At 56.4% G+C, this 25,621-nt stretch carries 23 protein-coding genes; 3 read left to right on the top strand and 20 right to left on the bottom strand.

The window, feature by feature from the left end; all coding sequences use genetic code 11:
* Positions 1-111 precede the first annotated feature (111 nt).
* The 9 genes from BM019_RS12145 to BM019_RS12105 all read right to left on the bottom strand — a co-directional run bounded on the left by BM019_RS12145 (position 112) and on the right by BM019_RS12105 (position 12,528).
* Complete coding sequence (locus BM019_RS12145) at positions 112-1,797, bottom strand: hypothetical protein (protein ID WP_139217371.1); 1,686 nt, start codon at positions 1,795-1,797, stop codon at positions 112-114.
* A gap of 494 nt (positions 1,798-2,291) precedes the next feature.
* Positions 2,292-4,355, bottom strand: a complete 2,064-nt coding sequence (locus BM019_RS12140; RefSeq protein ID WP_092418381.1) for an AIPR family protein — start codon at positions 4,353-4,355, stop codon at positions 2,292-2,294.
* Positions 4,355-5,368, bottom strand: a complete 1,014-nt coding sequence (locus BM019_RS12135; RefSeq protein ID WP_175510636.1) for a PD-(D/E)XK motif protein — start codon at positions 5,366-5,368, stop codon at positions 4,355-4,357. Before BM019_RS12135 ends, BM019_RS12140 begins: the two co-directional genes overlap by 1 nt.
* A complete protein-coding gene (locus BM019_RS12130; protein WP_092418379.1) occupies positions 5,361-8,123 on the bottom strand; it encodes a Z1 domain-containing protein in 2,763 nt (920 codons plus the stop codon). The genes BM019_RS12135 and BM019_RS12130 overlap by 8 nt, the downstream gene beginning before the upstream one ends.
* Positions 8,124-9,593 carry an ATP-binding protein gene (locus BM019_RS12125; RefSeq protein WP_092418378.1) on the bottom strand — a complete coding sequence of 490 codons (1,470 nt, stop codon included), beginning with the start codon at positions 9,591-9,593 and terminating at the stop codon, positions 8,124-8,126. It abuts the gene before it with no gap.
* Between the two features lie 22 nt (positions 9,594-9,615).
* Positions 9,616-10,047, bottom strand: coding sequence for a very short patch repair endonuclease (locus BM019_RS12120; RefSeq protein ID WP_092418377.1), 432 nt, complete (start codon positions 10,045-10,047; stop codon positions 9,616-9,618).
* Positions 10,048-10,067: 20 nt separating this feature from the next.
* Positions 10,068-11,594, bottom strand: a complete 1,527-nt coding sequence (locus BM019_RS12115; protein WP_092418376.1) for a DNA cytosine methyltransferase — start codon at positions 11,592-11,594, stop codon at positions 10,068-10,070.
* A gap of 93 nt (positions 11,595-11,687) precedes the next feature.
* Positions 11,688-11,870 (bottom strand): methylation-associated defense system helix-turn-helix domain-containing protein MAD1, encoded by a 183-nt coding sequence (locus tag BM019_RS12110; protein ID WP_092418375.1) that lies wholly within the window; start codon positions 11,868-11,870, stop codon positions 11,688-11,690.
* 376 nt (positions 11,871-12,246) lie between these two features.
* Entirely contained in the window at positions 12,247-12,528 is a 282-nt protein-coding gene (locus BM019_RS12105; RefSeq protein ID WP_092418374.1) for a fructose-bisphosphate aldolase, read from the bottom strand.
* A gap of 391 nt (positions 12,529-12,919) precedes the next feature.
* Here BM019_RS12105 and BM019_RS12100 point away from each other — a divergent pair, with 391 nt between their 5' ends.
* Together BM019_RS12100 and BM019_RS12095 are read left to right on the top strand one after the other, a co-directional pair.
* Positions 12,920-13,894 (top strand): hypothetical protein, encoded by a 975-nt coding sequence (locus tag BM019_RS12100; RefSeq protein ID WP_092418373.1) that lies wholly within the window; start codon positions 12,920-12,922, stop codon positions 13,892-13,894.
* The gene (locus tag BM019_RS12095; RefSeq protein ID WP_092418372.1) at positions 13,894-14,580 is read left to right on the top strand and encodes a hypothetical protein; all 687 of its coding nucleotides are present in this window, start codon (positions 13,894-13,896) and stop codon (positions 14,578-14,580) included. Before BM019_RS12100 ends, BM019_RS12095 begins: the two co-directional genes overlap by 1 nt.
* Before the next feature lie 120 nt (positions 14,581-14,700).
* On the opposite strand, the gene BM019_RS12090 is transcribed toward BM019_RS12095, so the two are convergent.
* From BM019_RS12090 to BM019_RS12040, 11 genes are all read right to left on the bottom strand, one after another.
* A complete protein-coding gene (locus tag BM019_RS12090; RefSeq protein ID WP_092418371.1) occupies positions 14,701-15,171 on the bottom strand; it encodes a GNAT family N-acetyltransferase in 471 nt (156 codons plus the stop codon).
* Between the two features lie 65 nt (positions 15,172-15,236).
* Positions 15,237-15,656: a DUF6691 family protein gene (locus BM019_RS12085; protein WP_053260708.1), complete on the bottom strand. Its 420-nt coding sequence runs from the start codon at positions 15,654-15,656 to the stop codon at positions 15,237-15,239.
* Positions 15,657-15,673: 17 nt separating this feature from the next.
* Positions 15,674-16,108: a YeeE/YedE family protein gene (locus tag BM019_RS12080; RefSeq protein WP_092418370.1), complete on the bottom strand. Its 435-nt coding sequence runs from the start codon at positions 16,106-16,108 to the stop codon at positions 15,674-15,676.
* A gap of 209 nt (positions 16,109-16,317) precedes the next feature.
* The gene (locus BM019_RS12075) at positions 16,318-16,971 is read right to left on the bottom strand and encodes a DUF2931 family protein (protein ID WP_092418369.1); all 654 of its coding nucleotides are present in this window, start codon (positions 16,969-16,971) and stop codon (positions 16,318-16,320) included.
* Positions 16,972-17,046: 75 nt separating this feature from the next.
* Positions 17,047-17,703: a DUF2931 family protein gene (locus BM019_RS12070; RefSeq protein WP_092418368.1), complete on the bottom strand. Its 657-nt coding sequence runs from the start codon at positions 17,701-17,703 to the stop codon at positions 17,047-17,049.
* Between the two features lie 75 nt (positions 17,704-17,778).
* Positions 17,779-18,432 carry a DUF2931 family protein gene (locus BM019_RS12065; RefSeq protein WP_092418367.1) on the bottom strand — a complete coding sequence of 218 codons (654 nt, stop codon included), beginning with the start codon at positions 18,430-18,432 and terminating at the stop codon, positions 17,779-17,781.
* A gap of 76 nt (positions 18,433-18,508) precedes the next feature.
* Positions 18,509-19,162: a DUF2931 family protein gene (locus BM019_RS12060; protein WP_092418366.1), complete on the bottom strand. Its 654-nt coding sequence runs from the start codon at positions 19,160-19,162 to the stop codon at positions 18,509-18,511.
* Positions 19,162-20,736, bottom strand: a complete 1,575-nt coding sequence (locus tag BM019_RS12055; RefSeq protein ID WP_092418365.1) for a phospholipase effector Tle1 domain-containing protein — start codon at positions 20,734-20,736, stop codon at positions 19,162-19,164. Before BM019_RS12055 ends, BM019_RS12060 begins: the two co-directional genes overlap by 1 nt.
* Positions 20,737-20,934: 198 nt before the next feature.
* Positions 20,935-21,759 (bottom strand): sulfite exporter TauE/SafE family protein, encoded by an 825-nt coding sequence (locus tag BM019_RS12050; RefSeq protein WP_009043357.1) that lies wholly within the window; start codon positions 21,757-21,759, stop codon positions 20,935-20,937.
* Complete coding sequence (locus tag BM019_RS12045) at positions 21,756-23,033, bottom strand: NAD(P)/FAD-dependent oxidoreductase (protein WP_092418364.1); 1,278 nt, start codon at positions 23,031-23,033, stop codon at positions 21,756-21,758. The genes BM019_RS12050 and BM019_RS12045 overlap by 4 nt, the downstream gene beginning before the upstream one ends.
* Before the next feature lie 34 nt (positions 23,034-23,067).
* Positions 23,068-23,952 carry an MBL fold metallo-hydrolase gene (locus tag BM019_RS12040; protein ID WP_053260713.1) on the bottom strand — a complete coding sequence of 295 codons (885 nt, stop codon included), beginning with the start codon at positions 23,950-23,952 and terminating at the stop codon, positions 23,068-23,070.
* Positions 23,953-24,192: 240 nt separating this feature from the next.
* Between BM019_RS12040 and BM019_RS12035 the strand changes: the two genes are divergently transcribed.
* A complete protein-coding gene (locus tag BM019_RS12035; RefSeq protein ID WP_092418363.1) occupies positions 24,193-25,515 on the top strand; it encodes a sigma-54 interaction domain-containing protein in 1,323 nt (440 codons plus the stop codon).
* Positions 25,516-25,621 lie beyond the last annotated feature (106 nt).

Genomic DNA, 25,621 nt, shown 5'->3' with positions numbered 1-25,621 from the left:
TTGATAGCAGCCAAAGCGACCAAGCAGGCGATCAAGTAAGCGACTAAGTAGTCCGACGGCTGCAAGTTCTGGACGGCGGCGTGGCCCTCAAAGCGGGGAGGCTGATGCTGCTCATGGCTCCTGTGTAATGTGAAGATCGACTGCTAGGCTCGGGAAGCGAAACTCAAAGCGCCGTTCCTCCAACTCCGCGAATCGGGCCTGCTGGTCCAGAACTAGCTGTGGGATCAGCGACAGCACGTCTCCTGCGGGATCCTTGTCGAGTACATTCTGGATCTCTGGCCATCCGAGCCACGAGGCCCGAGGATCCTGGCTTTGCTCCCCTGTAAAGCGTGCCGCATACCGTGCAACAACATAGAGGATAGGCGGCGCATCGGCGGCCTTGGCGTCTAGTCCCATTGCCTTAGCTAGTTCGGCGGAAGTCCGTCCGTCGATCCACGAGATGACTCGTTCCGTCCACTCGTTAGCCTTTGCAATGTTTCGTCTGCGGCTTTCTCGCTCGGACAGGGAAAACCCGAAGACGTCGTGCCACTTCAGCTGGACCAATACCAGCGTGCCATGGCGCCTGTCGAGGACTATGGCGTCCACGTCTGTCAGCTTCGATCCATTAGGGCGCCGCAATTGGAAGCCATGCGGAGGCACTAGGAAGTCGGGGTCAGGGAATGCCTTCGCCAAGTCGGTGCGGAATATCGCCTCCCTCCGATCGACACCTCGGTCCCAGTCGGGCTTGTAGGTATTACGTAGATGGCGAAAGAGAGCGAAGTAGGGGTTGGTTAAGGCGCCGAAGCACGGAAGTAGTACATGCTCTTTGCCAAGGTCGACGTAGAAGGCACAGGGGACCTCATATGCCTTTTCCCAGTCGTCTAGGTTGCTGCTCTCAAGTGTAAGTGCTTGCATGGTTGGAGGAGCGCGGTCTGCCGGTAGTCCTGCTTCCCGCCACACCTCGTCGATATCATCCCTCCTGGCGAACAAGGTCAGGACATTGCTCGCAGCGACTCTTGGCCTTTTCTGCTGCAGCAGGCTGACGAAGTCAATGTGGCACAGGATGCGTCCCAGAGCTTGGTCGCAGGCGTGGATCCACTCTCCGAAGCTCCTGTCACCGATCTTGACGTCGTCCGGGAGGGCCTCTGACTCTAGGTAGCGCCTTCCATAGCGCTTGGCTCTTTCTAGGTAGGCAGACACGATCTCCTGATCGTTGTTGTAGCTAATGAACCATCCATCAGGAGCATCGACATAGGACTTCATGCGATTGTGTAGTTTCTGCCACCCAAGTTCGTCCAGGCTGTCCTCGGGAGCGTTGGACAATGCACGGCTACTCCTAGCCTTGAGTGCATATTGCAGGGATAGCTCGGGGACGCTATAGGGAACCTGAATGATTATGTGATTGGCGTTTACAAATGATGTCGTGGCCAGTCCTTGGCGCTCCAGTGCTGCCATTCGAGATAAGTGGGTAAGTTGTCCGCAACAACTAAGGTACGAATATGCAAACTGGGAGATATTGGGCTGTATCGGTCCCCACGGAACGCCGCTTGGTTGATTCTCAAGCTTTGAGAGAAATGGACGCAATGCCGCCGCTGCGCCTAGGGAAATGAAACGATGGTCAAGTTGTCCCGCTGCAGCGCCCCCTTTCTGAGTATCGGCTCCTTGCAGGCGCATCACAGCAGATGTATCAAGGGCACGGACTAAGGCAATGACAGCTTCTTTTTCATAGCCGCACCACATCTTGGCTGCTTTTGCTTGGAAATCCATTAGTTGTTGGGTAATAGCATGTTCTGCGTCAGTTAGGTACTTATGGTTCATTTAGCAGTCTCGCGATCGGTGAATTAGCAGCCTACTGAAACCGGATAATCATTTAGATGAGAGGGTACTCGTTTCAAATATCTGCGCACTCAGAGAACCGGATGAGTTGGTGCATTGAGGTGGTCTCATGAGGTACCTCTGTCTTGGTCGGACCGCTCAGCGAAATCAATTTTTTGCAATCGATATATAGCATGGTTTTCTGTGGATATTGCTTCCGGTTTCTGACAGCCTTTGGGTAATACAACTCGATCAGCACGACGAGAGCATTCCAGCGAACCGCTTGCTTCATCCGGTTGGGGAATTTATCGGCGGTGCATATCGAAATGGGAAATGCCCACTTGGTTCATGGGATTGTGATGGAAGGAATGGCTATTTCAATATAGGTTCGAGGGCCTGTATTGAATTGTTTAGAGAGTCCTTGGGACGATTGATTCGATCATGTGCATACCGGAGGGCTAAGCGCCCTCCAACTTATTGAGCAATTCGACCTCTCTCTAGATTCCGTCAATATCAGTGTTTCTGTATTCCCTGAATCCAAGGCGTTGTACTTCTTCTAAAATGGTTGCGCCATGCTTTGCTTGCTTGATACTTACATTGTCGGATCGGCTCACCAGTTTTCCAATCGAAAAAGCGAGGCTTCGTTGCCATGGCTGAAGGTTGCCAGTTTCTTTTGACCATTTGGAGATTTGGAACCATATATCCGCAGGCACTGTTGTAACCTGATCGATCAAGCTTTGCTCATGCTGGTTTGGAGCACTTATGCCCTGATTCCCCTTCGCCTGACTTACCCTCCGGAATATGTCAATGAGCTCATGCTCCAGCGCAGGATCGATACTGATCTCCAAGTCTTTAATTTTTTCCCAGCACTCTTTGCGCTTACACCATTCTGTAACGTTCTTGCCGTTTGGAGGGCTGACAATGACGCGGTGAACAGCTATTGAGACATCACGAATTGTATTTCGGAGCGCTACTGATATATCCTGGCTCTTCCAGATACTGTTCAGATCAATTCGCTGAGATGTGTGGTTGGATATCCAAGCGATTGTATATGTAACAATGTTAGCTTTGTATCCACCAAAATTCTGATCGTGCACAATGCGGTCAGCCCTGCTGAAAATAATGGCTTTGGCGATCAGGTGTTCGAAGTATCGAGCATCGATATCAACGCGTCCGCGCTCCTTCAGCCTTATTGCGAAGTCATTAAAGTTTTTCTGTGCTCCAAGACTGACAATGTGCGGGAGCTGTATCCAGGTATTTTCGTATTTCGCCAAGTCGGTCTTTGTGAACTTTTGACGCGTGGGGAACATTGCATCAAACTGCCGTTTTCTGGCTGGTGTGCCTTCTCTGGCCTTCGCGTCGAGATACTGGCCTCTTGCCCGCTCGTAAAACCACTTGGACTGCCTGTTGGTGCCATCAACTGCAGGGGCCCAGACCGTCCGGGAGAGACCTTCGATTTCTACATGGAATGGGTCATTGGCGTAGAAATCGGCATCGTTAACCTTGTTCTGGCTGTTGGCAAATCGTGAGATGAGTGGAACGATATGCTCAAGATGTTCTTCAGGGATTACAGATATTTTTGCCTGAACAAAAATCCCCTGCAGGTCAGCTTTGTCTTTCCTAGTCGTATAGTAAAGAGAGGCGGTGGTCTGCCCGCCGTTCACAATCTGTAGGTTGCGAATCTTTGAAATTGAATACCCGTTCTCTTCATCGAATTCGATAGCATCAGCGGTTGCCGAAACACCGTTGTTGTAGGCAAAGAATCGATGAGGCTCCTCAAGAATAGTCTTTCTGATCCCTTTGTTAACGTTGCCTCTGGCCTGCAGGAACGATCTTACGTTTCGCTCCAGCAAACGTGGCCCATACTTGTCGTAGATTCCAGCAAGAATTTCTCCGGGAATGACAGCAAGATAGCCTTTGTAGTCTGATTTGGGATCAGCCAGCGAAAGACAGGGGATGTTCTGGCCAAATTCTTCAGGGAAATTTATTTCAATCGGCTCGTATTTCCTCCCGGAGCTGGCAAGGCGGTATAGCCGTGCAGCATCCCATACATGCAGCGTGACCGAGATATCTCCGCCTTCTTCCGGGTGGAAGGCGTCCTGATTAACGATCCCATCCGTCAGTAGGAAGATTCTGCAACTGACAAGGCTGTCCTTGAGCTCGTGGATTCTCTGAAAGGCATCGTAGCTTTCCGACGACTCTTCGAGTGTGCTGTGAAACCCCGTAAGCCCTTTGCGCAGGCAGGTTTCCGCCTGCCTGAAAGCTGTTTCGCACTGAGCCTTTGTGACAGTGACAGGGGGTGTCTGCTGATTAAACACAGATACAAAGATGTCTAAGCAATCCTCGTCCTGATTTACGTTGTAGCCGTTGAGCTGCATTCCCCGGGACTTGTAGAAGCAGACGTTTACGTCTTCGACCTCACCGGCTTCGATAAGATAATCCGCGACCATTCGTGTGAACTGGTCAACCTTGAACCCACCGTCCTCCGCATCACCGGCCCCTGCGAGAACCTCCTGTAGCAGGTCTTCGCAGAATGAATTAAGTCCGTCCTTTTCGTTCATCAGTAGGCCTCCCCGATTTTTACAGAAAGCTCTGAAAAGGGAACTTCATGGCTTCTGCATTGTGCAACTGAGATCGAGTACTTCACATCGCCTACGCCCGAGCGAATATCACTTTCACGAATTCTCGGGAAATCGTTCTCCACCAAGAAAACTGCAGATTCTCTGATCGAGTATCCGGTGGGATCATATTTCGCTCTGTGCGAGTCCACAAATCCAGCTTCGATCAGCAGATTATCAAACTCTGAGAGGGCTCCTGATTGGAGTGAGAGGCTGGCTCTGATGTCATCAACAAGGGCCGGTAACGTATCAGCCCCGCTTTCGATGAGAGCAACCGAAAGATAATAAAGGTAGAGCTTTCCTACGGTTGTCTCGTCAAGCTGCTGCTCACTTGAAATCTGGAGCTTCTGATGTTGTTTTGAAGCACTGGTTTTTACCTCTACAGCTGCGTCCCCAAACTGAAAGTCGTGCTGCCTGCTTCTGGGGCCGGTCCACGCAAGCACCGCTTTCTCCGGGCTGGCTGCAGAAGGCAGAACATGGTCTTTGAGGAATCGCAGCTCGCCGTACAGACCGCGCTGCGCTTCCTCTGAGAGACCGTCATCTCCCTGCTTTTCAAAGAAAACCTGCCAGAGTCGGACACGAGTGAGGAAACCTGCAATTACCTCTTTCCTCTTGGTAAGAAGATGAAGTTTGCTGTAAAGGTGTTCTGTGATAGAGGCAAATATCTCGTTATAACCGACAGCTGAAGAGGAAATTACCAGGCTCGCGTGGTCCGGAAGTATTTCATCTCCCGTAATCTGAACCGTGAAATGCAGCCCTCGCGATACAGGGATGATATCGGGCAGCGGTGTGCTGTCCCTTGGAACTTCAAGAATGAAGGTACGCAGCATTGTGGGAGCCTTCACCCCGATAAACATGGGGCATATGGCATCCAGGCCGACCAGGCGCTTGGCAGTGCCTAGTCCGGTCTTGTGGCTCGCAGATGCTTCAAGGTCAGTCCATAGATCCTTAAACATCGTCTTCGTCGTCCCCATAGCGATCAAGCCAGTACTTGGTATTGACCTGATATTCGACGGTAGTTTTGTTACGGCTGGCGGGGAAGCTCATGGCCATGCCAATGATGGGCATCTCTGTGAACCGCTCCCCGTTCAGAAACACATTGCTGGAGTCCAGCGGGTAAATCAGCAGGAGGCCTCGCTGAGGACTTCTTGTCCGGCGAATAAAGGGGCCGCTTGGCGAAGTAGGCTGCATCTTATGTCGTGTTTCACCGTTTGCCCAGGCATCAACCGTGGCTGCAAGCGCTGAGGCCTGCTGAGAGCTGTCAAGGTCTATGTACTGATCCTCGGGGCTGATGATGTTTGCCTTTTGCAGCCAGTACAGGTCTTTATCCGGCTGGACGTCTTGACGTTCAACCAGTCCGGTCTGGTGTCCGCCAATTGGAAGCTTGGTGTTGGCAGTGCCGCTGGATATCAGAACAACCGTCCATGAAGTGAGCTCTCCAATATCATTGACTTTCTCAATGTACTTGCTGATGAGTTCAGGGTCGGCACCACGCGAAAACGGATGGATCTTAAAACCAGTTAGGAGGTCGTGAACTTGATCTGGCTTGACCTCGTCCCATAGGTAATTATTCTTCTTCTGAGCGCTGAACGAACCAAGACCGCCAATCCATTCATCAATGTGTCTGAAGTTTTTTTCCTGTATGTTTTGATTTTTATCAAAAACTATCGTCTGAGCCAGGCTGTCGGCGAATGTGACCTGCATTTTTTTGCCGCTTCTGATCTTGTTGGCGGCAGTGATGCTCAGTCCATTGGCATGTGTTCTGACTTTAAGGCCATAAGCCTCAGGATCAAGATTACTTAGTTCCATAAGCTTGAATTCGCGCTTCAGCTCTTCAGTTGCTACTGCGATATGCTGATACCAGCCTTCAATTTCTTCTGTAGTATAAAGGCGACACAGATCGAGATACCCTGCTCTGTATCCAAACCAGCGTCCCATTTGAAGCAGAGTGTCATAGTTTTTGGACGGGCGGGTATAGTAACTTACACTCAACCCGTCAAGAGTAAGACCGCGGGAAAGCTTGTCACCTCCGACCGCGATAACATTCAGTCCTTTGGGATGCTCCGCATAGTCAAGAACACCTTCAGCCAGACCATTAATACCTCTTACCTGGATTTTCAGTGCAGCTTCTGTCAGCTCTCGGGATACCTCACTCCACTGGATCGGAGTAATGAGCGGATCACCTGTCAGCTCTATAATAGAGGCGGTTTTTACAACAAAATCTTTCTCCCAGAGCTTCTTCAGCTCTTCCAGAAGCTCCTTCCATTGCGGTCCTGTGTTGAATTCAAGGGTTCTTTGAATGTTGACAAGCTCATCTTTGACCAGACCAATAACCCGTTCTTGGACATCGTTGAATCTGGTCACATGAATCAGCATTGTATTGTGAACATTCTTCTGTCCCCTGACGCGGCGGGCTGCGCAGGACAGAACAAACGTCTGGATTGCCTCGATCATCGTGTCAGGAAGGCGATCTACCGGAAGATGCTTTTTATGTTTGGCAGGGAAATACTGCTCGGCATCTTCGGCGTGCCTGATGAGAGGAAGACTCTTATCTACAGGAGCCAGGCCGTCAATGCTTTCTGAAAGCCCGAAAACCTTCGTAGCCCCGATGTAATTATCCGGCGGATTGATATAGTAGATAAAGTTTCGCGGGAACAAGTCCTCGCCATATTTTGACTTTTCACTCTCCTCATCAGGCGGCAGAATGAAGATGTTTGCAAAAGGCGTGGCTGTATACCCGATATATGAGCTCTGGGAAAACGTCTTGAGTATTTTCCTGATAGCCCGGTTGATGGCAGTGGGATCTTCTTCAGGATCTTTTGTATTTACGGAGGCGTTATCGGCTTCGTCATCAAGCAGCAGAACAGGAATACCGTTAACGATCCTCTCACCCGTTTCAGGATTGGTTTGTCCCTGCCCCTCGACCCATGCAAGTATCCGCTTGAGAACCGAGGTGTTTTTCTTGACGACTAGGAGAAGAGGGTTCCCCCCAAGCTGCGCATTCGCGCCGTTTCTGGCACGGAAATCTCCACCATGCGCGCTGTAGGTCAGAGGCTGAACAATTAGTTGACCGTGATCTTCAAGCTTCCCTACGCCAATACGGCTTCCGCTCTCATGCTGTCTGTCAAGTTCACTTTCGAAACCAAGAAACTCGGCGTCAAGACGGGACTGTGTCTGACTGCGCAGATCGTTTGTCATGCCGGCCAGTACAATGACGAGTTTGTACCCAGCATCTACGGCCTTGCAGATAAGTCCTGTGTAGTTTGCTGTTTTGCCTGACTGCACATCACCGACAACCATTCCTCGCCGGTCCCATGCACCTGACTGTGCAGGATTTCCGATGTCACCCAGGATCGCATCTGTGACTTGGTCCAGTTTTCCGGTGACAACAGGAGACCAGCTCTTCTCTTCTTCCAGATACTGGCGATAACGCTTCCAAAATCCCCAGTTGATCTCGGTTTTGCGTTCAGGAAGCCAGTTCTTGTGTTTTCTGTCGCGCAATACCGATGGATCAGGCTGCCATACGCTGACTTGGCTGGAAATATCCCGGAACAGTAGGTCACGATCGACTTCCTCAACCATTTCCGCCGCTTCAAAAGCGTCGAGGAGTGCATTCATTTCATTCAAAATTTTTTCAGAGGTGACGGTTTCTTCTTTACGAAGCCTTTTCATGACCATTGCCTTAACGTCATCGTATCCGTACTGATCCATCTAAATATCTCCTTCGGGCTCTTCTCTAAAGGCTTCTATAAACTCAGGACTCTGGCTGAATGGCTCCATCGTTACGAGACGGTTAAATATTTCGTCCCGGCTGAAGCCATTTTTCTGGAATGAACTGTAAATCTTTTGCAGGAGAGGCCTGACCTCTGCGTATTTTGCGCCCTCCAGTGGGCTGCTCATCCTGTCTGGTTCTTCAGAACTGCTGATGATGATGTGAGACGCAGGAATGGTCTCTTCCAGCAGGCGCAGAATGGGCTCAATTTTGTCGGTCCCTATTTCGCGGAGGGAAGACTGAATAAGAGGATGTTCACGATTTATCTCGTAGAAATACTTTCCGTGTCTGGTTTTCTGTTGCCAGAGAAAGACATGGTCCTGGGAGGACTTTCTGGCAATGACCTTTCCTCTGTGGCGATATATCTGGACCGCCTGCTCTCGTGTCAGTTTGGCGATTCTTTTCAGATCAGCGCGAAGGTAGCCCGGAGGTCTGGCCCGGGATTTCTTTACGTCGATCTGCCACTCATCGTCCATGTTGTTAGGCAGGTCGATCTGGATTCTTGCTAATTTGTGGTGTTCTTCCTTCTGAAAACCGAGTCCCAGCCAGTCGCCAGGAACGAGCAGGCGTTCATTCCGATAGATGTAGAAACCCTGCTGAGCATTCCAGCCCTGAGGGCCTGCCGCTGCCCGATGCCTGCCCTGGTCCAGTTTTGACTGATGTGGAAGCACATAAGGCGTAACGGTGAGATGAGCGCCTTTGCAGAATAGCTTTTCCGAGGGGAGCTCCTGCGTTGCCCTCTCTCCCCGCAGAAACGGGTCCCAGGCCTCTATCTGGCGGCCATTGATGAAGATATTGATGCCGCCCCGCTTTTCCAGGTAGCGGTGAAATACCATTGCGAGGTGCTCTTTGGCCTCTTCAATGGCTTCGAGGAAACGGTTGTAGGCGTTCTTGTCGTCAGTGCGTGCAGACCCGGTAACTCGATCCATTTCCTCCCAGAGGACAATCGTCCCCTGCTGGGCTATCTCTTCCCCTGCCTCTGTGAGTCGGTTCTGATTGACCTTTTTGAGGAGACGCCACTCTCCGGCAGTGTTGATGTAATCAAGATCCCAGCAGCGGGCTACACAGGCAGAATCCTTCGTCCTAGTGATAACAGAAAGACGCCTGCACTGTGAGAAAGACGCAGTCTTGAGCCCCAGTCCAAATCTGCCTAGGTCCCCTGGCTCGCGGTCCTCCAGAGGGCTTCTTGAGCCCGGTCTCATGGCCGCCACCAGCTCGGTGTCAGTCATTCCACTACCATCGTCTCTAATGGATATGAAGGAATGGGCCCCATCCCATTCAAACCTGATCCAGACATTCTTGGCTGCTGCAGAAATGCTGTTATCAACAAGATCAGCAACAGCAGTTCGCAGGCTGTATCCGAAAGCCCTTAATGACTCGATGAGAGCTGAGGGCTCAGGTTGGGCCACATCGTAATCATCCGGTGATAGTTCAGTTATGGGAGCTCGTTCCATTTTCACCCAGAAACCCTCTCAGCAGGTTCTCAATCATTTCACTGTTTCTTGTTTCGCACTCCCAGATGGTGAGGAATCTCCATCCCAGATCTGAAAGTTGCTTTTTTACTGCTTCGTCGCGACGAATATTTGCTTCAAATTTTTTCATCCAGAATTCCTCTCTGGATTTCGGTGTATAGGCAAATTTACAACCGGGGTGTCTGTGCCAGAAACAACCATGAACAAAAATAGCAGCTTTGAGCCGTTTTAATACAATGTCAGGCTTTCCCGGTACAGTTGCGCTGTGCAGTCTGTATCGATATCCCATTCGATACAGAACTTTCCGCACCGTAAGCTCAGGAACTGTGTCTCGTGATTTGATACGGGACATGTTCCAGCTCCGCTTCTGGCTGGTAAGCCTATCTGTCATTGTTGATCCTCAATGCTTTGTTATTCCTTAATCTTTTTTAGTACATCTCTTACTATAATTGCAATTTTTAATGCTAAATATGCTGGGACAGCATTTCCAACTTGATGGTATTGCTCTGTTCTGGGGCCTTCAAAGAAATAGTTGTCTGGAAAAGTTTGCAGTCGAGCGGCCTCTCGAACGGTCAAGCTGCGACACTGGGCAGGGTCGTAGTGTATGAAGTAGTGTCCGTCCTTTGATATGTGAGAGGTTACAGTTGTCGATGGCTTTTCTGCCAGTTGAACCCTGAAGCGGTCACTAAACATCTTCCCGCTAACCCCGATTTTTACATTCTTATGCTTGGGCAGGAGAAGAGTTGGAAAATCGGCAAGAACGGGAGATATTCCGAACCTTTTTGCATAGGATGCAGCGAAAAGATATCGGTAAAGGTCCTCTTTCATATGAGCGCGTGAGTCATGATGAGTTAGACTCGTTAGTTGTTTGTCGCCATACCAACCCGCCATCGTTTCTGGCAGTGAATACCGTGTCGAGTATTTTTGAGAAGGAAGGCGATATGCCGGAGAGACATATTTATCCAATATCTCGGATACAGCGTAGTCTGAGCCGGTAGCCATTCTATACCATGGTGTTGCGCTCGCAGATCGAATGATTTGTTGCCAGCGCTCCGAACTGTCTACATCCTTTGTAACCCCGCTTCTCAAACGGGGGAGACCTCCAATAATGTCTCTCACGCTTGGGGGAGAGTGCCTACTCAGTGTATTGGGCTCGATCTTTATATCGCTCCGAATACCGATGATAAAAATTCGGTGTCTTGCCTGAGGGATACCGTATTCTTCTGCTCTGACAAGAAATGACGCAGGATCGGCACCTATGCTGAATTCACCCTTCTCACTGAGAGAGTAAAGGCGATACTCCAGCCCGTTGTCGCCTTCACCTACAGCTGATCTAGGATGCTTTAGGTCCCGAAGGATTTTCTGAATTACAGGCTCACCCTTTACTTTTGCCGAAAGCAGACCTTTGACATTTTCCATCACAAAAACAGGCGGTTTGTGGTCGACAATAATTTTCAAGTATTCTCGGTATAGGAAGTGTCTCTCATCATCCTCAAAGTCAGGATCGCCGCTCATTCTTGAGCGCCCAACGAGAGAGTATGCTTGGCAAGGAGGCCCGCCAATGAGCGCCCACTTTTTTGTATTTCCAAGGCGGGTGTCAATAATATTTTTGACAATATTATGGTTCTCTGTGCCCAGAGAAATTCGAAGAGCTGTTGCTTCCGCCTTCTTCCATTGTTCAGTGTGTTTTTTTATTAGCTCCTCTTTGGTTATTTCTCCGCTGATATATTGATAATATTCTTTTGGGGCTCTGCTGCGTCCAAAAGATCGGAAAAAATGCCGGAGGGTAAGCGTCTTGTGAGCAAACTCATTGTGCTCTATAGATACAATACTGTGAAAGGACGATGATCCTTTCCCGTTATGCAGGGCGGAGAAGCCTTCTCCCAGACCGCCGGGGCCTGCAAAGAGATCTACTATTGGGTAAGAAGTCTTAGTCACTCTTTTTCCATAAAAATCTTTTTAATTTCATTCGATCACTAGTGCAAACTGCTTGCCGTCTGTCTTACCGGGGTGCCTGATGAGCATTTTGGGTCAGCCCCGTCTGCTTCCAGTCTGCCGGTCGATCCAGCTCTCTATAGCCTCTTTCTTGAATCGCCAGCTACCCCCTACCTTGAAGCCTGGGATCTTCCCTTCAGCGACCAGCCGATAAGCTGTTTTCTCCGCCAGCTTAAGGTACTCGGCGACTTCTTTAAGGGTCATAATCTCTTCAGGCATCACATGCGCCCCTATTTTGACGTTTGAGAGAATAGAGGAAAATTGAGGAAGGGCCAATGAGTATCAGAGCCTCCGCTTCTAAAGCGAAGCTTGGTGATTCCCTATGGCATGGTGACTGAGTGTTATTCCTAGGCTCTTTACGAAAGGTACCTGCGCTCGGCTCGGTTAATTTTTCTTTAAAAATCAGTTCGGAATGCCTATGTACAGTTTCATCTCCCGTTTTCTCAACAACTGTCGTTTTGCCTGACCCTCGTTCGGAAGCTTTTTACAGACTTTGGAGCACTGTGATGGAAAGTGATGGGGCTGCAAATTTCAAATCTCACCATTTAGAAGAGATTGAAAAGCCGGTGTAGTAGCCGGCTTTCATCGCTCTAAATCAAACGCTAAAAGCCCGAGTCTCAATCACCGCCAACACATCCCGCACATCCTGCAGCAACAATCTGGCGGTATTAGCCACGGTATCGATGTCCTTGTCGCTGGAATCGCGCAAGCTAGTGCAGGCCATCAGATTCAGATAGTCGAGGGTGGTATGCAAACGCTCGCTAGCGCAGGCATGCAGATCTGATAGAGGCGCGTGGCTGTCAATAAATAGCACTGGGCTATCGCTGGCAATTGGGGTCAGGGGAATAAAGCGTTCGGATGGGGTTTGGGTGTTCATCGCTGTTCCTTGTCGAAAAAATATGCCGATTGGATGTCCTCTCGTTAAGGCTGCGAACCCCTGTGCTGATCGAAATCAGCAGACGTGAAAACTATAGGTGTGGGGCGGATTAGGAACAACGGCAGGGCTGTAGGAAAGGTCTCGATTGTGGGTAGGGCGAGGCTGAGTCGTTGATCCTTGCCGCAGGCAGAATGGTTGCTAACGCTCCGTAGCGGTTACCGCAGGTCCAGGCCGTGGCGCCATTCAGTCGTTGAGGTGTAGCTGGATAATTGGGGTGTGCCGGTTTGGGGGCGCTGCGCGCCCCATCGCAGCCTCGCGGGCTCGGCAGCGGCTACAGGGCGTAAGACTTTGCTATCCTGCGCGCCTTTTACCCATTGCAAGGAGCGCAGGCATGACCCAGTCCGTTGGTGGCGGGAGGCGAGTAGGGGCAGGGACGCGGGGTGGTGTGTCTCGCCTGGGGCATTTTCTATTTCGGTTGGCGCCGGCGCTGTTGGTGGGTTTGGCGCTGAGTGTGCCCACGGCCAGCGCCAACCCGGTCACCACTTACCGCGGCACGCTCGGCGATACGCCGGTGGAGCTGGCGCTGGTGTATGACTCGCAATATGGCGGCGGGATGTCCGGCTATTGGTTTAGCGGGGCCGAGCGCTTGCCGATGCCTTTGGAGCTCACGCCGTATCGTCCGGACAGGGGGCTGCTGATCAATATCATGGATAACCCGACCTTGCCGGCGGCGGCTGTGTCGTTGCAGCCCTTTGCCGAGGGGGTCGAGGCGTTGCAGGGGGCCTTGGTCGATTTGCGCACGGGGGTGCAGCAGCCGTTGCGGTTGCAGCGGGTGATGCGTTTTGGCGGGAGTCAGCGCGAGGCCTTTGACGGTGAGTTGTTGCAGCCGGCGGCCGACCAGCAGTTCTATTTCAGTGTGCATGCCGTGCGCAATGCCGGGGAGGACACGGGGCGGGTGGACAACATCCGGGTGCTGAGCCGGGCCACCGGCGAGGTGGTGCAGGAGGTGGGCGGGCAGTGGTGCCTGGCTCCGACCGGGACCCGCACCCTGACCTTCGAGCATTTCGATGCCGATTCCACCCTTGATTTCCAGGTGCAGGGCTACAGCTTGAACGGCCCGTACGGCAGTGTGCTGTGCGCGCCGACCCAGTATTACCTGTACCACCCACAGACCCAGGCGTATCTGCGCCATCCGCAGTTGGAGCAGTTGGCCGTCGAGGGCACTGTGCGCTTTGCCGGCGGGCAGATGGAGTTCAGCAAGCAGGACTTTATCAACTTCAGTGCGGGCACCCAGCGTAGGGACTATTACCGCGTGATCAGCCCTGACCGGCTGGAATTCATTCAGTCTCTTGAGGGGCGTTTCTGATGCGGCGGGTTAATGTTTTTCGTGGGTTGGCGGCGGTGTTGCTGGTGTCGTGGCTAGTGCCGGCGCAGGCGGCCCATGGGGTGTATCAGGGCACCTTGGGCAAGCAGGCCATTGTGCTGACGCTGGGCAGCCAGAATGCGCTGTACCAGGGGACCTATGCCTACCAGCGCTATCGCACGCCGATCCGCCTCAAGTCGACCTTCAGTTTCAGCAACAAGGTGCTGGCCATGGACGAGCTGGACGAGCAGGGCCTGCCGGTGGCGCGCTTGCAGTTCAACGACCTGATGGTCAGCCGCCAGAGCGAGCAGGTGCGCGGCAGTTGGACCAGTTATCGCACCGGCAAGACCTTGCCCATCAGCCTGAAGCTGGTGGCGCTGGTGGACTCGGACCGTTCGTGGCCACAGCCGAACACCACGCTGTTGCAGAGCGCATCCACCAAACGCTGGTATTTCCAGGTGCCGATGCAGGGCAATGACCAGCGGATAACGGCGATCGAGGTGGTGGACAAGGCCAGCGGCAAACCGCTGCAGACCCTGACGCTGGCGGCGCCGGGTTGTCTGTATCAAGGGGTGGATATGTTGCAGGTGCAGGCCGAGGGGGAGAGCCTGCGGCTCAGTTTGAGCGACTGCAAGTTGCCGGGGTTTCAGTGGAATGAGGGGAGTGGGCGGTTTGAGGCTTTGCCCTGAGCCGGGCTCGGTTTTGTAGGTTGGTCTTGGTGTTTAGTCAGGTAGGCCGTGCTTGCAGGTTTGGCGACTGCTTTGCCCGAGCGCGGATCGGTCGTCGCAGCCTCGCGGGCTCGGCAGCGGCTACAGGGTGTGCGTTGTCTGACCCAGCTCGCGTTGCATGATCAGGGTGCGTTCTTCGCCGTGGTGTTGTTCGCGCAGGGTGCGAAAGCCCAGGTTGGCGTAGAAGCCTTCGGCGGTGATCGAGGCGGGCACGGTCAGCTGGGTAAGGCCGGCGCCCAGGGCCTGGCGTTCGAGCTCGGCCATCAGCTGGCGACCGACGCCCTGGCCTTGCCGTGCGGGGGCGACGAAGACCGAGCGCACTACATGGCCGTCGAGACTGGCGGTGCCGACGATTTCGCCGGCCATCTGTGCCACCCAGACCTGGCGTTTGCTCAATAGCTGGCGCACGGCGTGCGGGCTGAAGTTTTCCTGCACCTGGGCAATCACCGCGGCGGGGTAGTCCCGGGCGTTGCTGGTCTGCAGGGCGGCGATGATCAGGCGGCTGATGGCGTCGGCGTCCTGCGTGTGGGCGGGGCGGATTTCACAGTCCATGTGGAGGAGTCCTTTGAAGGGGCAGGTCTGGACACTAGCCTTGGTGGGTCTGGTTCGCCAAGGGCTTAGTGCGTGCGGCGCGCTTCCAGCCACTGAAACAGCAGCATGCCCGCCAGCATGGCCAGGACAAATACCCAGGCCTGCCAATGGGGCGTGAGCAGCAGGGTCAGCCCCGGCCCCGGGCAGATGCCGGCGATGCCCCAGCCGACGCCGAACAGCAGGCTGCCACCGATCAGGCGGCGGTCGATGTCGCGGCGGGTGGGCAATTGCATGCTCGCGCCGAGCAAGGCATTGGGCTGTTTGATGGCCCAGTGGAACGGCCACCAGGCAGCGCCGATGGCGCCGAGCATCACCAGGGCCAGGGACGGGTCCCACTGGCCCGCCAGGTCGAGAAAGCCCAGGACCTTGGTCGGGTTGGCCATGCCCGACAGCAGCAGGCCGAGGCCAAACACCAGGCCGGCGATAAAAGCCGTGACCTTGCGCATTTTCACAAACTTCCCGTTCATAGCCCCATCCCGTGGCGCAGCAGCCAGACAGTGATAAAGCCGGTCAGCATAAAACTCAGGGTGGCGACCAATGAGCGCGGCGACCATCGGGAGATGCCACAGATCCCATGACCACTGGTGCAGCCCGCGCTGTAGCGCGTACCCAGGCCCACCAACAGCCCGGCGCCGATCAGGCCGGCTATGCCGCTTTGGAATTCGATTGTCGGCAACACCTGGAACAGCCCCCAGAACAACGGCGCCAGCAGCAGGCCCGACAGGAACAGGGCCTTCTCGCTCCAGCCTTCGCTGCCCGGTTGCAACAGGCTGCCCAGCAAACCGCTGATCCCGGCGATACGCCCGTTGGCCATGACAAACAGACCGGCGGCCAGACCAATCAGCGCGCCACCGGCGAGGGCGCTCCAAGGCGTGAAGTGCAGCCAGTCGATGTTCATGGGAGGGGCACCTTGTGCGAGGGAAGGGTGAGTGGAGTTTAGTCTTTGGGGTGGTGGTGCGATATGTCTGAGGTGGTTAGAGGAGGGGGGCTGTCAGTTGGGGAGTTGCCTGTGAGAGTTGCGGTATGCCGCAGAGCATCAGCGCGTCAACTGGGCGATGAGTACTCTCATTACCAAGGCGTCCAGTCAGGTGTGTGAGGGGGAGTTGTTTACCAACTGCCATAGGGAATTCCGTATTTCTCTATGTAGCGCTTGGAGTTCTCGGGTAGCGGATAATAGTGCCCGTTTGATTTACCGAGGTGCGGTCCCAGCGGTTCAATCTCAGCTTGGACGCGGGCGACTTTGATCGGGTGATGACATTCGTCTCTAACCCAAACCTGAACAATTCCACCTGGCGCGAGCCCCAGATTGACCGAGGCCATATAGCTGGCGGTTTGCTGTGGTGTTTCCGGGCAACGCCGGGCCGTGGTCTTGCGCATGATCTGTCGGGCCTCTTCCGGGATGTCGATCCATACCCGATAGGTTTGCGGTTCAACCACCGATTGCCAGCGCACGAAAATGCGTTTTGGCAGGTCGGCACCCACCACGGACTTGCCATCGATACCAACCCCATCCCAGCCTCTGGCCCATTCCTTTTTATAACCATGGTCGCCACCTGCTGCAGTCCCACGGCCAATGCGGCGAAACAGTTTTCCGTTGATGTCTTCTACCGCGCTGTCTTCAACCCAGACTTCCATGTAGTAGGGTTCGGTAAAGCCAAGTTCCCACCAGGGGCTTTTGGGATCGTTTTTTGCGGAAAGCGGATCGTTGGCCAGGCAGCCAGTTAGCAGTAGTGCGCCCAGCAGGGCGATGAATGCTCTCATTACCAAAGCGTCCAGTCAGGTACGTGAGGGGACGTGATTGTTGAGCAGCGCGCTTCGATATCAGAAGGGACCTGCCTACCAACTGCCGTAGGGAATGTCATATTTCTCTATGTAGCGTTTGGACTTCTCGCTGACCTTATAGGCGTAACGCCCATTGTTTTTTCCTTGGTCCGGTCCCAATGGCTCAACTTCTGCTTGGGCCCGGGCTACTTTGACAGGGTGACGGCATTCATCCCTTACCCACACCTGAACGATGCCGCCAGGGGCCAGGCCTAAATAGACCGATGCCATATAGCGTGCAGTCTGATGCGGAGTCTCCGGGCAGCGTCGGTTAGTCGAGGTCCACATGATTTTTCGGGCTTCTTCCGGGATATCGACCCAGGCGCGATAAGTCTGTGGCTCTACGATGGATTGCCAGCGCACGTAAATTCGCTTGGGAAGGTCTGCGCCAACTACCGATTTACCGTTGCCTCCAACTCCACCACTCCATCCTCTGGCCCACTCTTTGTCGTAACCCATGTCGCCACCCGCAGCGGAGCCGCCACCAGTACGAGTGAATAGTTTGCCGTTGATGTCCTCAACGGCGCTGTCCTCGACCCAGACCTTCATGTAGTACGGCTCGATGAAGCCAAGCTCCCACCAGGGATCTTTGGGGTCGTTTTTTCCGGATAGTGGGTCGGTCTGACAGCCAGTCAACAGTAGTGCGCCCAGCAGGGCGATGAATGCTCTCATTACCAAAGCGTCCAGTCAGGTACGTGAGGGGACGTGATTGTTGAGCAGCGCGCTTCGATATCAGAAGGGACCTGCCTACCAACTGCCGTAGGGAATGCCATATTTCTCTATGTAGCGTTTGGAGTTTTCGGACAGGGGGTAATAGTGCCCATTTGATTTACCCAGGTGCGGCCCCAGTGGCTCAACCTCCGCCTGGGCACGGGCGATTTTGATCGGATGACGGCATTCGTCTCTGACCCAAACCTGAACAATGCCTCCCGGGGCCAGCCCCAGATTAACTGAGGCCATATAGCTTGCGGTTCGCTTTGGAGTCGCCGGGCAACGTCGGTTGGTTGCAGTGCGCATCAGCTGTCGGGCCTCTTCCGGGATATCGATCCATACCCGATAGGTTTGTGGTTCTACGACCGACTGCCAGCGCACGAAAATGCGTTTGGGTAGGTCGGCGCCTACTGCGGGATAGCCATCACCTCCCACGCCATCCCAGCCTCTGGCCCATTCTTTTTTGAAACCAGGATCGCCGCCTGCTGCAGTCCCCCCTCCTATACGACGAACTAGTTTTCCTCGGATATCCTCTACTGCGCTTTCTTCTACCCAGACTTTCATGTAGTAGGGCTCGGTAAATCCGAGATCCCACCAGGGGGCCTTGGGATCATTTTTTCCGGAAAGTGGGTCTGCGGCTTGGCAGCCACTTAACAGCAGTGTGCCCAGCAGGGCGATGAATGCTCTCATTACCAAAGCGTCCAGTCAGGTATGTGAGTGGACGTGATTATTGAACAGCGCGCTTTCGATACCAGAAGGGCTCTGCCTACCAACTGCCATAGGGAATGCCATATTTCTCTATGTACCGCTTGGAGTTCTCGGACTGGGGGTAATAGTGCCCATTTGATTTACCCAGGTGCGGTCCCAGCGGTTCGACCTCGGCTTGGACGCGGGCGACTTTGATCGGGTGATGACATTCATCTCTTACCCATACCTGAACAATTCCGCCAGGAGCGAGCCCCAGATTGACCGAGGCCATATAGCTGGCGGTTTGTTTTGGCGTTTCCGGGCAACGACGGGCGGTGGTCTTGCGCATGATCTGCCGGGCCTCTTCCGGGATGTCGATCCATACCCGATAGGTTTGCGGTTCAACCACCGATTGCCAACGCACGAAAATGCGTTTGGGCAGGTCGGCACCCACCACGGATTTGCCATCGATACCAACCCCATCCCAGCCTCTGGCCCATTCCTTTTTATAACCATGGTTGCCACCTGCTGCAGTCCCACGGCCAGTGCGGCGAAACAGTTTTCCGTTGATGTCTTCTACCGCGCTGTCTTCAACCCAGACTTCCATGTAATAGGGTTCGGTAAAGCCAAGTTCCCACCAGGGGCTTTTGGGATCATTTTTTGCGGAAAGCGGATCGCTGGCCAGGCAGCCAGTTAGCAGTAGTGCGCCCAGCAGGGCGGTGAATATTCTCATTACCAAAGCGTCCAGTCAGGCACGTGAGGGTGTTGCACACGCACGGCATCCACCGTGGGGGCATTGATATAGACGACTTTAAGGCTGCCGCCATCCTGTTTGCCTAGTGGGTGGTTCCAGTGAGCAGAGAGATGGATATAGCGCAGCTTGAGCAGGGTCTCCTCGGCTGGAGTCGTACTGTAGTCACCAGCGACAAATCTGTCACAAAGGGCTTGCAGCTCTTGCGGGATGGCGTAGTCCGGGTCCTGTTCGTCGATGGCTTTGAAGCGCACGCCATTCTCCTTGGCCAGTCCATACATGACGCGCAGATACACCTTCGCCAGCTTGTTGCTCATGGGCCTCTTGAGCTGTACACCGACATACACCCGCTTTTGTAAGCCGAGGCGATCCTGTGAATTCTGCGGCAGAACCATCGGCTCCGGTGTGACGATCTCCAGCCATTGTGCGGGCCAGCCTTTGGCCAACCAGCGTTTTCTGATCTGGGTTGCGTCCCGGTAAATCGAGGTCTGGGTCACGTCAGTATTGAGTGGCACCTCCAGCGCCTGCATCGGACTGACCAGTACACATTCCTGCATTTCATCGAGATAACCGCCGCCGATATCCGAATGCGCACCGGGCAGGGTGATCTCCATATGGTCGGGTTTGACTCGGCTCAGGGCGAAGTTGGATCGATGCTCATCCCGGGCGACCAACTGGACGACTGAGCGAAAGTAGCGGCGGTCGAGGTGCAGCTTGATACCCGGAGCAATGGCGCTGCGCACGTTACCCAGATTACTCACGCCGGCAACCGACGGCACCGTATCGAACAGGCCGATAAAACCCATATCAACATCGTGGCCGTACTGCCGGTTGAAACGGGGGCTGAAGGCATTGGAGTGGTCGTGCAGAATCAGTTCAAGCGGCCCCAGCCAGCGCACGACTTCATTGGCAAAGTGCCGAGCCGCTGCGGCGCCTCGGCTAAAGCCGAAAGTGTCAAAGGTCAGGGATAAGATTTCGCTGTCCGGGTTCTGCTCGAAGGAAAGACCAATACGTTGCTTAATCGCAATAAATGCCTTCTGCACACATCCTGATATTCCCGTATCGCCGCGCCCTGTTCCCGAGGTAATCAGACTGTCCTTTTCGCCAGTCCGCGTTCCGATACCTTCGATATAAATGGAGTGAAAGGCACGTTTTTGCAGACCTTCACCCTCAGGCGTCTGAGTGGAATAGTACAAATCACTCAACCGCTTAACATTGCTCACATCATTTCCATAACTACTCTCCGGATCCCTCATATACGGCTTGCAGCTGCCATCGATATCCCTGGCTTCAATGGCATGCTGCGCCCCGCAAATCTGGCCCATGGCCGAGTTGCTGGCGTTGTTGCCGGTGCCATCAAAGAACACACCGATACGCAGCGCCACCTGGACCTTGTCGGGCGGTGGCGCAGGCTCTTTGGCGTACTTCTCGTACTGCGCCCAGAGCTGTTCGCCGTAGCTGGGCTCTTCGGTTTCAGCGGCGCGTTCGGCGGGGCGCTGGTTGGGATTGGCGGGCCGTAAAAGTCTGGGCATCGGCCCGGGTCCGTTGCTGGCCATGGCGGGTCCTGGTTCAAGCGAAAGGGTCGCTGGAAACCGTACCGGGAATGCTGGGGCAGGGATTTAGGAGGATTCTGCAAGCGGCGACGCAGTGGCTGATTTGGTTGTAGGAACGATTTATTGCCGGGGTGTTTTTGTCGTTTGAGTGGACGCTATCGCGAGCAAGCTCGCTCCTACAGTGGGAGCGAGTTCATGAGCTTAGTGCCAGGCGCCGAGTGCGCCGAGGCTAAGCATCACCGCCGCCAGCATCCCCACCAAGGCAAACAGCTGCTGCAACCGCGGCCCCGCCAGATAGCGGGCGACCTGCCGGCCGGCGATCAGCCCCAGCACCGCGCCAATGGCGAAGGGCGCGCCCACCGCCCAGTGCATCACACCGCTGAGGCTGGCGGTGATCACGCTGCCGGCGGACACCAGGGCGATCACCGCCAGGGAGGTGGCGACGATGCTTTTGCTGTCCAGGTTGGTGTAGCGGGTCAGCGCCGGGATGATCACGAAGCCGCCGCCGACCCCGAGCAGCCCGGAGAGTAGCCCCGAGAGCAGGCCGGTGACGGTCAGCGCGCGGGCGCAGGGCAGGGTCCAGCGCAGCCGGCCCTGCAAGGGGTTGAGTACGCAGGGTTGGAAGGCCGCGCGGGGCGCTGGCTGGCCGTGGCGCAGTTCGCGGGTGGCCTTGAGCAGGATGCGCCCGCAGGCGTACAGCAGTACCGCGGAAAACAGCAGGGCCAGCGGCAGGTTCGGCAGGCGGTGGGCCAGCCACAGCCCCACGGGCGCCATGAGGATGCCGATGGCGGCGACGAAGCCGGCGGCGCGGTAACGCACGATGCCTTCGCGCAGCCCCAGCACCGCGCCCACGGCGGCCGCCAGGCCCACCGCGAGCAGGCCGATGGGCGCGGCCTCGACCATGCTCAGGCCCAGGCCGAACACCAGCAGCGGCACCGCGAGAATCCCGCCGCCGGCCCCGGTCAACGCCAGGATCGCTCCGATCAGTGCGCCGAGGCCGGCGCCCAGCAAGCTGTACTCACTCATGATTCCGGCAGGTCCGTCACCAGGCTCGGCCGCGCCAGCCACTCATGGCCCTTGAGCATGCCGCGCCAGTACAGCGGTGGCAGGATGCGTTCCTTCAGCCACCAGGCGCGGCGGGTCGGCTGGCGACCGTCGAGCAGCCAGGCCGGAAAGCTCGGCGCGACTTTGCCGCCGTAGGTGAATTCGGCGAGGACGATCTTGCCGCGCTCCACGGTCAGCGGGCAGGAGCCGTAGCCGTCGTACTGCGCCCGGGTCGGCAGGCGCTTGAGGTTCACCAGCACGTTGGTGGCCACCACCGGCGCTTGCTTGCGCGCCGCCGCGGCGGTTTTCGCGTTGCTGGTATTGGTCCCGTCGCCGAGGCCATGGATGTTGCTGTAGCGCTTGTGCCGCAGGCTGTGCGGGTCGACGTCGATCCAGCCGGCGGCGTCGGCCAGCGGGCTGTTGCGGATAAAGTCCGGGGCGGTCTGCGGCGGCACCACGTGCAGCATGTCGAAGGGCAGCTCGACGCGTTCCTGCTGGCCATCGGCACCGTTGCGGACGAAGGTCGCCCGCTTACCGGGGCCGTCCACCGCTACCAGGTTGTGGCCGAAATCCAGGGCGATGTCGTATTTCTTCACATACTCCATCAGCGCCGGCACATAGTCCGGCACGCCGAACAACACGCCGCCGGCATTCAAGAAACGCGTGTTGATCTGCCCCAGCCGGCCGTTGCGCAGCCAGTGATCGCAGGACAGGTACATGGCCTTCTGCGGCGCGCCGGCGCATTTGATCGGCATCGGCGGCTGGCTGAACAGCGCCTGGCCCTGCTTGAGGTTCTGCGCCAGCTGCCAGGTGTAGGGCGCCAGATCGTAGCGGTAGTTGGAGGTCACGCCGTGCTTGCCCAGGGTTTCGTTCAGGCCGTCGATGGCGTTCCAGTCGAGCTTGAGGCCCGGGCAGACCACCAACTGGTCATAACCCAGCACATGACCGTCGTTGAGCAGCAGGGCGTTGTGCTCCGGCTCGAAGCTGCTCACCGCCGCCCGGATCCACTTCACCCCCTTGGGGATCAGCGAGGCCATGCTGCGGGCGGTGTCTTCGGCGCGGAACACCCCGGCGCCGACCAGGGTCCAGCCGGGCTGGTAATAGTGGGTGTCGGCCGGGTCGATGATGGCGACGTCCAGGTGCGGTTCGCGGCTGATCAGGCTGGATGCGGTGGCAATGCCGGCCGCGCCGCCACCGACGATCAGCACCTGGTGGCTGCCGTTGACGGCTCGTGGGATGGGGGAAATGGGGCGCATGGCAGCGTCTCCTGGTGGAGTGGCGTTATAGGTTTTAAAGGGCGTTCAGCGGGATCTTCAGGTAGCTCACGCCGTTGTCGTCGGGCTCGGGGAACTGGCCGCTGCGCATGTTGACCTGCACCGACGGCAGGATCAGCACCGGCATTTCCAGGGTGGCGTCGCGGGCTTCGCGCATGCGCACAAAGGCGTCTTCGTCGATCCCTTCATGGATATGGATATTGTGGGCGCGCTGTTCGGCGACCGTGGTCATGTATTGCAGCTCGCGGCCGTTGGGCAGGTAGTCATGGCACATGAACAGCCGGGTCTGCGCTGGCAGGGCGAGGATCTTGCCGATGGAGCGGTACAGGGTGCGCGCGTCGGCGCCGGGGAAGTCGCAGCGGGCGGTGCCGTAGTCGGGCATGAACAGGGTGTCGCCGACAAAGGCCACGGTCTCTTCACCGACCTGTACCAGGTAGGTCATGCACGCCGGGGTATGGCCGGGGGTGTGCAGGGCGCGGGCCTGGAGGTTGCCGATGGCGAAGCGGCTGTCGTCTTCGAGCAGCACGTCGAACTGGCTGCCGTCGCGGGCAAAGCCCTGGCCTTCGTTGAACAGCCGGCCGAACACCTGCTGCACCACGGTGATCTGGTTGCCGATCGCCACCCGGGCGCCGAGCTGGGCCTTGAGGTAGGCCGCGGCGGACAGGTGATCGGCGTGCACGTGGGTCTCGAGGATCCAGTCGACCTGGGCGTCCAGTTCCCGTACCCGGGCAATCAGTTTGTCGGCGGACTCGGTGCGGGTGCGGCCGGACTTGGGGTCGTAGTCCAGCACGCTATCGATCAGCGCGCAGCGCCGGGTGTCGAGGTCCATCACCAGGTAGCTGATGGTCCACGTCTGGCTGTCAAAAAAGGCTTCTACGCACAGCGATGCGCCGATGATCATGGGGTTCTCCGAGCAATAGGGTGACGCCGGCCAAGGCGGGCAGTCGTCCCTTGGACTGTCAATAAGCGTGCCAACCGGCGCGCGCTGCTTTTACTGCCCATTCATTGAATTCAAAGGCTTGGAACGGGCGTTCTGGCTGTCACTGTCAATTGTAGGTGGCAGTCGATTGGCAGTTTCTGGCAGAAAATGGCAGAAGCCGGGCCCATGGTTTAAGCTGCCGCGCAACGCCCAGGAGTTGCCATGCCCCAGTCCCCGAATGCCCTCGCCAATCCTGAAATGTTAGCCCTGATGTCCTATCTGGAACATGACGCGCAGCCGACGATCCTGCTGGACACCGACTACAACATCCTCGCCGCCAATACCGCCTACCAGCGCCAGTTCGGCGTCGAGGGCAAGCCCCATGTCGGCGCCAAGTGCTACCGGGTGTCCCACCAGTTCGCGGTGCCTTGCGACCAGGCCGGCGAGCATTGCCCGATGCGCAAGGCCTTCGAGACCCGCCTGCCGGAGCGCCTGCTGCATATCCATCACACCCCGCGCGGGCCGGAGCATGTGGACGTCGAGTTGCGGCCGATCCTCGGCGACACGGGGCAGGTGGTGGCCTATGTCGAGCGCCTGAGTTCGGTGGCGGTGGCCTCGGTGCAGCCGCAGCAGAAGGGCCTGGTGGGGCGTTCGCCGGCCTTCAATGCGGCCTTGAGTGCCCTGCAGCGGGCGGCGCCGTCGCAGATCCCGGTGCTGCTCCAGGGCGAGTCCGGCACCGGCAAGGAGCTGTTCGCCCGCGCCCTGCATGACGGCAGCCCACGTGCCGGCGGGCCGTTGGTGGTGGTCGATTGCACCGGCCTGACCGAGTCGCTGCTGGAGAGCGAACTGTTCGGTTACGAGAAGGGCGCCTTCACCGGCGCCCTGCAACGCAAGATCGGCCTGGCCGAAGCGGCCCATGGCGGCACCCTGTTTCTCGACGAGATCGGTGAAGTGCCGCTGGCGATGCAGGTCAAGCTGCTGCGGCTGATCGAGTCCGGCAGCTTTCGCCCGGTGGGCAGCCTGCGCACCGTGCATTCGGACTTCCGCCTGGTCTCGGCGACTCACAAGCCGCTCAAGGAAATGGTCGCCGCCGGCACCTTCCGCCAGGACCTGTACTACCGCATCAGCGCCTTCCCGATCCGCCTGCCGGCCCTGCGCGAGCGCGGCGACGACCTGCCGCTGCTGATTGACAGCCTGCTGCAACGCCTGGCGCCGGGCGCGGTGCCGCGGGTCGCGCCAGAGGCCCTGGAGCGCCTGGGCCTGTATGCCTACCCGGGCAATATCCGCGAGCTGCGCAATATCCTCGAACGGGCGCGGCTGTTCAGCGACGACGGGGTGATCCGCGTCGAGGACCTACCCGAGGAATTGCGCGCCGGCAGCGGCGCCGCCACAACGCCGCCGAGCCGGCGCCGCGCGGGCAAGGACCTGGAACAACTGGCCCACGCCCTGGAAGTGTTCGAAGGCTCGCGCAGCGAACTGGCCAAGGCCTTGGGCCTGAGCGAGCGCACCCTGTACCGACGCCTGAAGGCCCTGGGCATTTCCTGAGCCACGCCATATCGCCCCCCGCGATATTCCGGCCCCGCGCAATGCCTGTGTAGCCGCTGCCGAAGGCTGCGATCGAGCGGCACGCTCGCGGCGATCTTGCTGGCGC

The organism is Pseudomonas sp. NFPP07, from assembly GCF_900115645.1.
Lineage (GTDB): Bacteria > Pseudomonadota > Gammaproteobacteria > Pseudomonadales > Pseudomonadaceae > Aquipseudomonas > Aquipseudomonas chlororaphis.
This window is presented reverse-complemented; position numbering and strand designations above follow the sequence as displayed.

What these genes read in the sequence shown, in the direction of transcription:
- BM019_RS12145 (WP_139217371.1), bottom strand. Translation starts at nt 1,797, where the DNA reads ATGAACCATAAGTACCTAACTGACGCAGAACATGCTATTACCCAACAA.
- BM019_RS12140 (WP_092418381.1), bottom strand. Translation starts at nt 4,355, where the DNA reads ATGAACGAAAAGGACGGACTTAATTCATTCTGCGAAGACCTGCTACAG.
- BM019_RS12135 (WP_175510636.1), bottom strand. Translation starts at nt 5,368, where the DNA reads ATGTTTAAGGATCTATGGACTGACCTTGAAGCATCTGCGAGCCACAAG.
- BM019_RS12130 (WP_092418379.1), bottom strand. Translation starts at nt 8,123, where the DNA reads ATGGATCAGTACGGATACGATGACGTTAAGGCAATGGTCATGAAAAGG.
- BM019_RS12120 (WP_092418377.1), bottom strand. Translation starts at nt 10,047, where the DNA reads ATGACAGATAGGCTTACCAGCCAGAAGCGGAGCTGGAACATGTCCCGT.
- BM019_RS12110 (WP_092418375.1), bottom strand. Translation starts at nt 11,870, where the DNA reads ATGCCTGAAGAGATTATGACCCTTAAAGAAGTCGCCGAGTACCTTAAG.
- BM019_RS12105 (WP_092418374.1), bottom strand. Translation starts at nt 12,528, where the DNA reads ATGAACACCCAAACCCCATCCGAACGCTTTATTCCCCTGACCCCAATT.
- BM019_RS12100 (WP_092418373.1), top strand. Translation starts at nt 12,920, where the DNA reads ATGACCCAGTCCGTTGGTGGCGGGAGGCGAGTAGGGGCAGGGACGCGG.
- BM019_RS12095 (WP_092418372.1), top strand. Translation starts at nt 13,894, where the DNA reads ATGCGGCGGGTTAATGTTTTTCGTGGGTTGGCGGCGGTGTTGCTGGTG.
- BM019_RS12090 (WP_092418371.1), bottom strand. Translation starts at nt 15,171, where the DNA reads ATGGACTGTGAAATCCGCCCCGCCCACACGCAGGACGCCGACGCCATC.
- BM019_RS12085 (WP_053260708.1), bottom strand. Translation starts at nt 15,656, where the DNA reads ATGCGCAAGGTCACGGCTTTTATCGCCGGCCTGGTGTTTGGCCTCGGC.
- BM019_RS12080 (WP_092418370.1), bottom strand. Translation starts at nt 16,108, where the DNA reads ATGAACATCGACTGGCTGCACTTCACGCCTTGGAGCGCCCTCGCCGGT.
- BM019_RS12075 (WP_092418369.1), bottom strand. Translation starts at nt 16,971, where the DNA reads ATGAGAGCATTCATCGCCCTGCTGGGCGCACTACTGCTAACTGGCTGC.
- BM019_RS12070 (WP_092418368.1), bottom strand. Translation starts at nt 17,703, where the DNA reads ATGAGAGCATTCATCGCCCTGCTGGGCGCACTACTGTTGACTGGCTGT.
- BM019_RS12065 (WP_092418367.1), bottom strand. Translation starts at nt 18,432, where the DNA reads ATGAGAGCATTCATCGCCCTGCTGGGCACACTGCTGTTAAGTGGCTGC.
- BM019_RS12060 (WP_092418366.1), bottom strand. Translation starts at nt 19,162, where the DNA reads ATGAGAATATTCACCGCCCTGCTGGGCGCACTACTGCTAACTGGCTGC.
- BM019_RS12055 (WP_092418365.1), bottom strand. Translation starts at nt 20,736, where the DNA reads ATGGCCAGCAACGGACCCGGGCCGATGCCCAGACTTTTACGGCCCGCC.
- BM019_RS12050 (WP_009043357.1), bottom strand. Translation starts at nt 21,759, where the DNA reads ATGAGTGAGTACAGCTTGCTGGGCGCCGGCCTCGGCGCACTGATCGGA.
- BM019_RS12045 (WP_092418364.1), bottom strand. Translation starts at nt 23,033, where the DNA reads ATGCGCCCCATTTCCCCCATCCCACGAGCCGTCAACGGCAGCCACCAG.
- BM019_RS12040 (WP_053260713.1), bottom strand. Translation starts at nt 23,952, where the DNA reads ATGATCATCGGCGCATCGCTGTGCGTAGAAGCCTTTTTTGACAGCCAG.
- BM019_RS12035 (WP_092418363.1), top strand. Translation starts at nt 24,193, where the DNA reads ATGCCCCAGTCCCCGAATGCCCTCGCCAATCCTGAAATGTTAGCCCTG.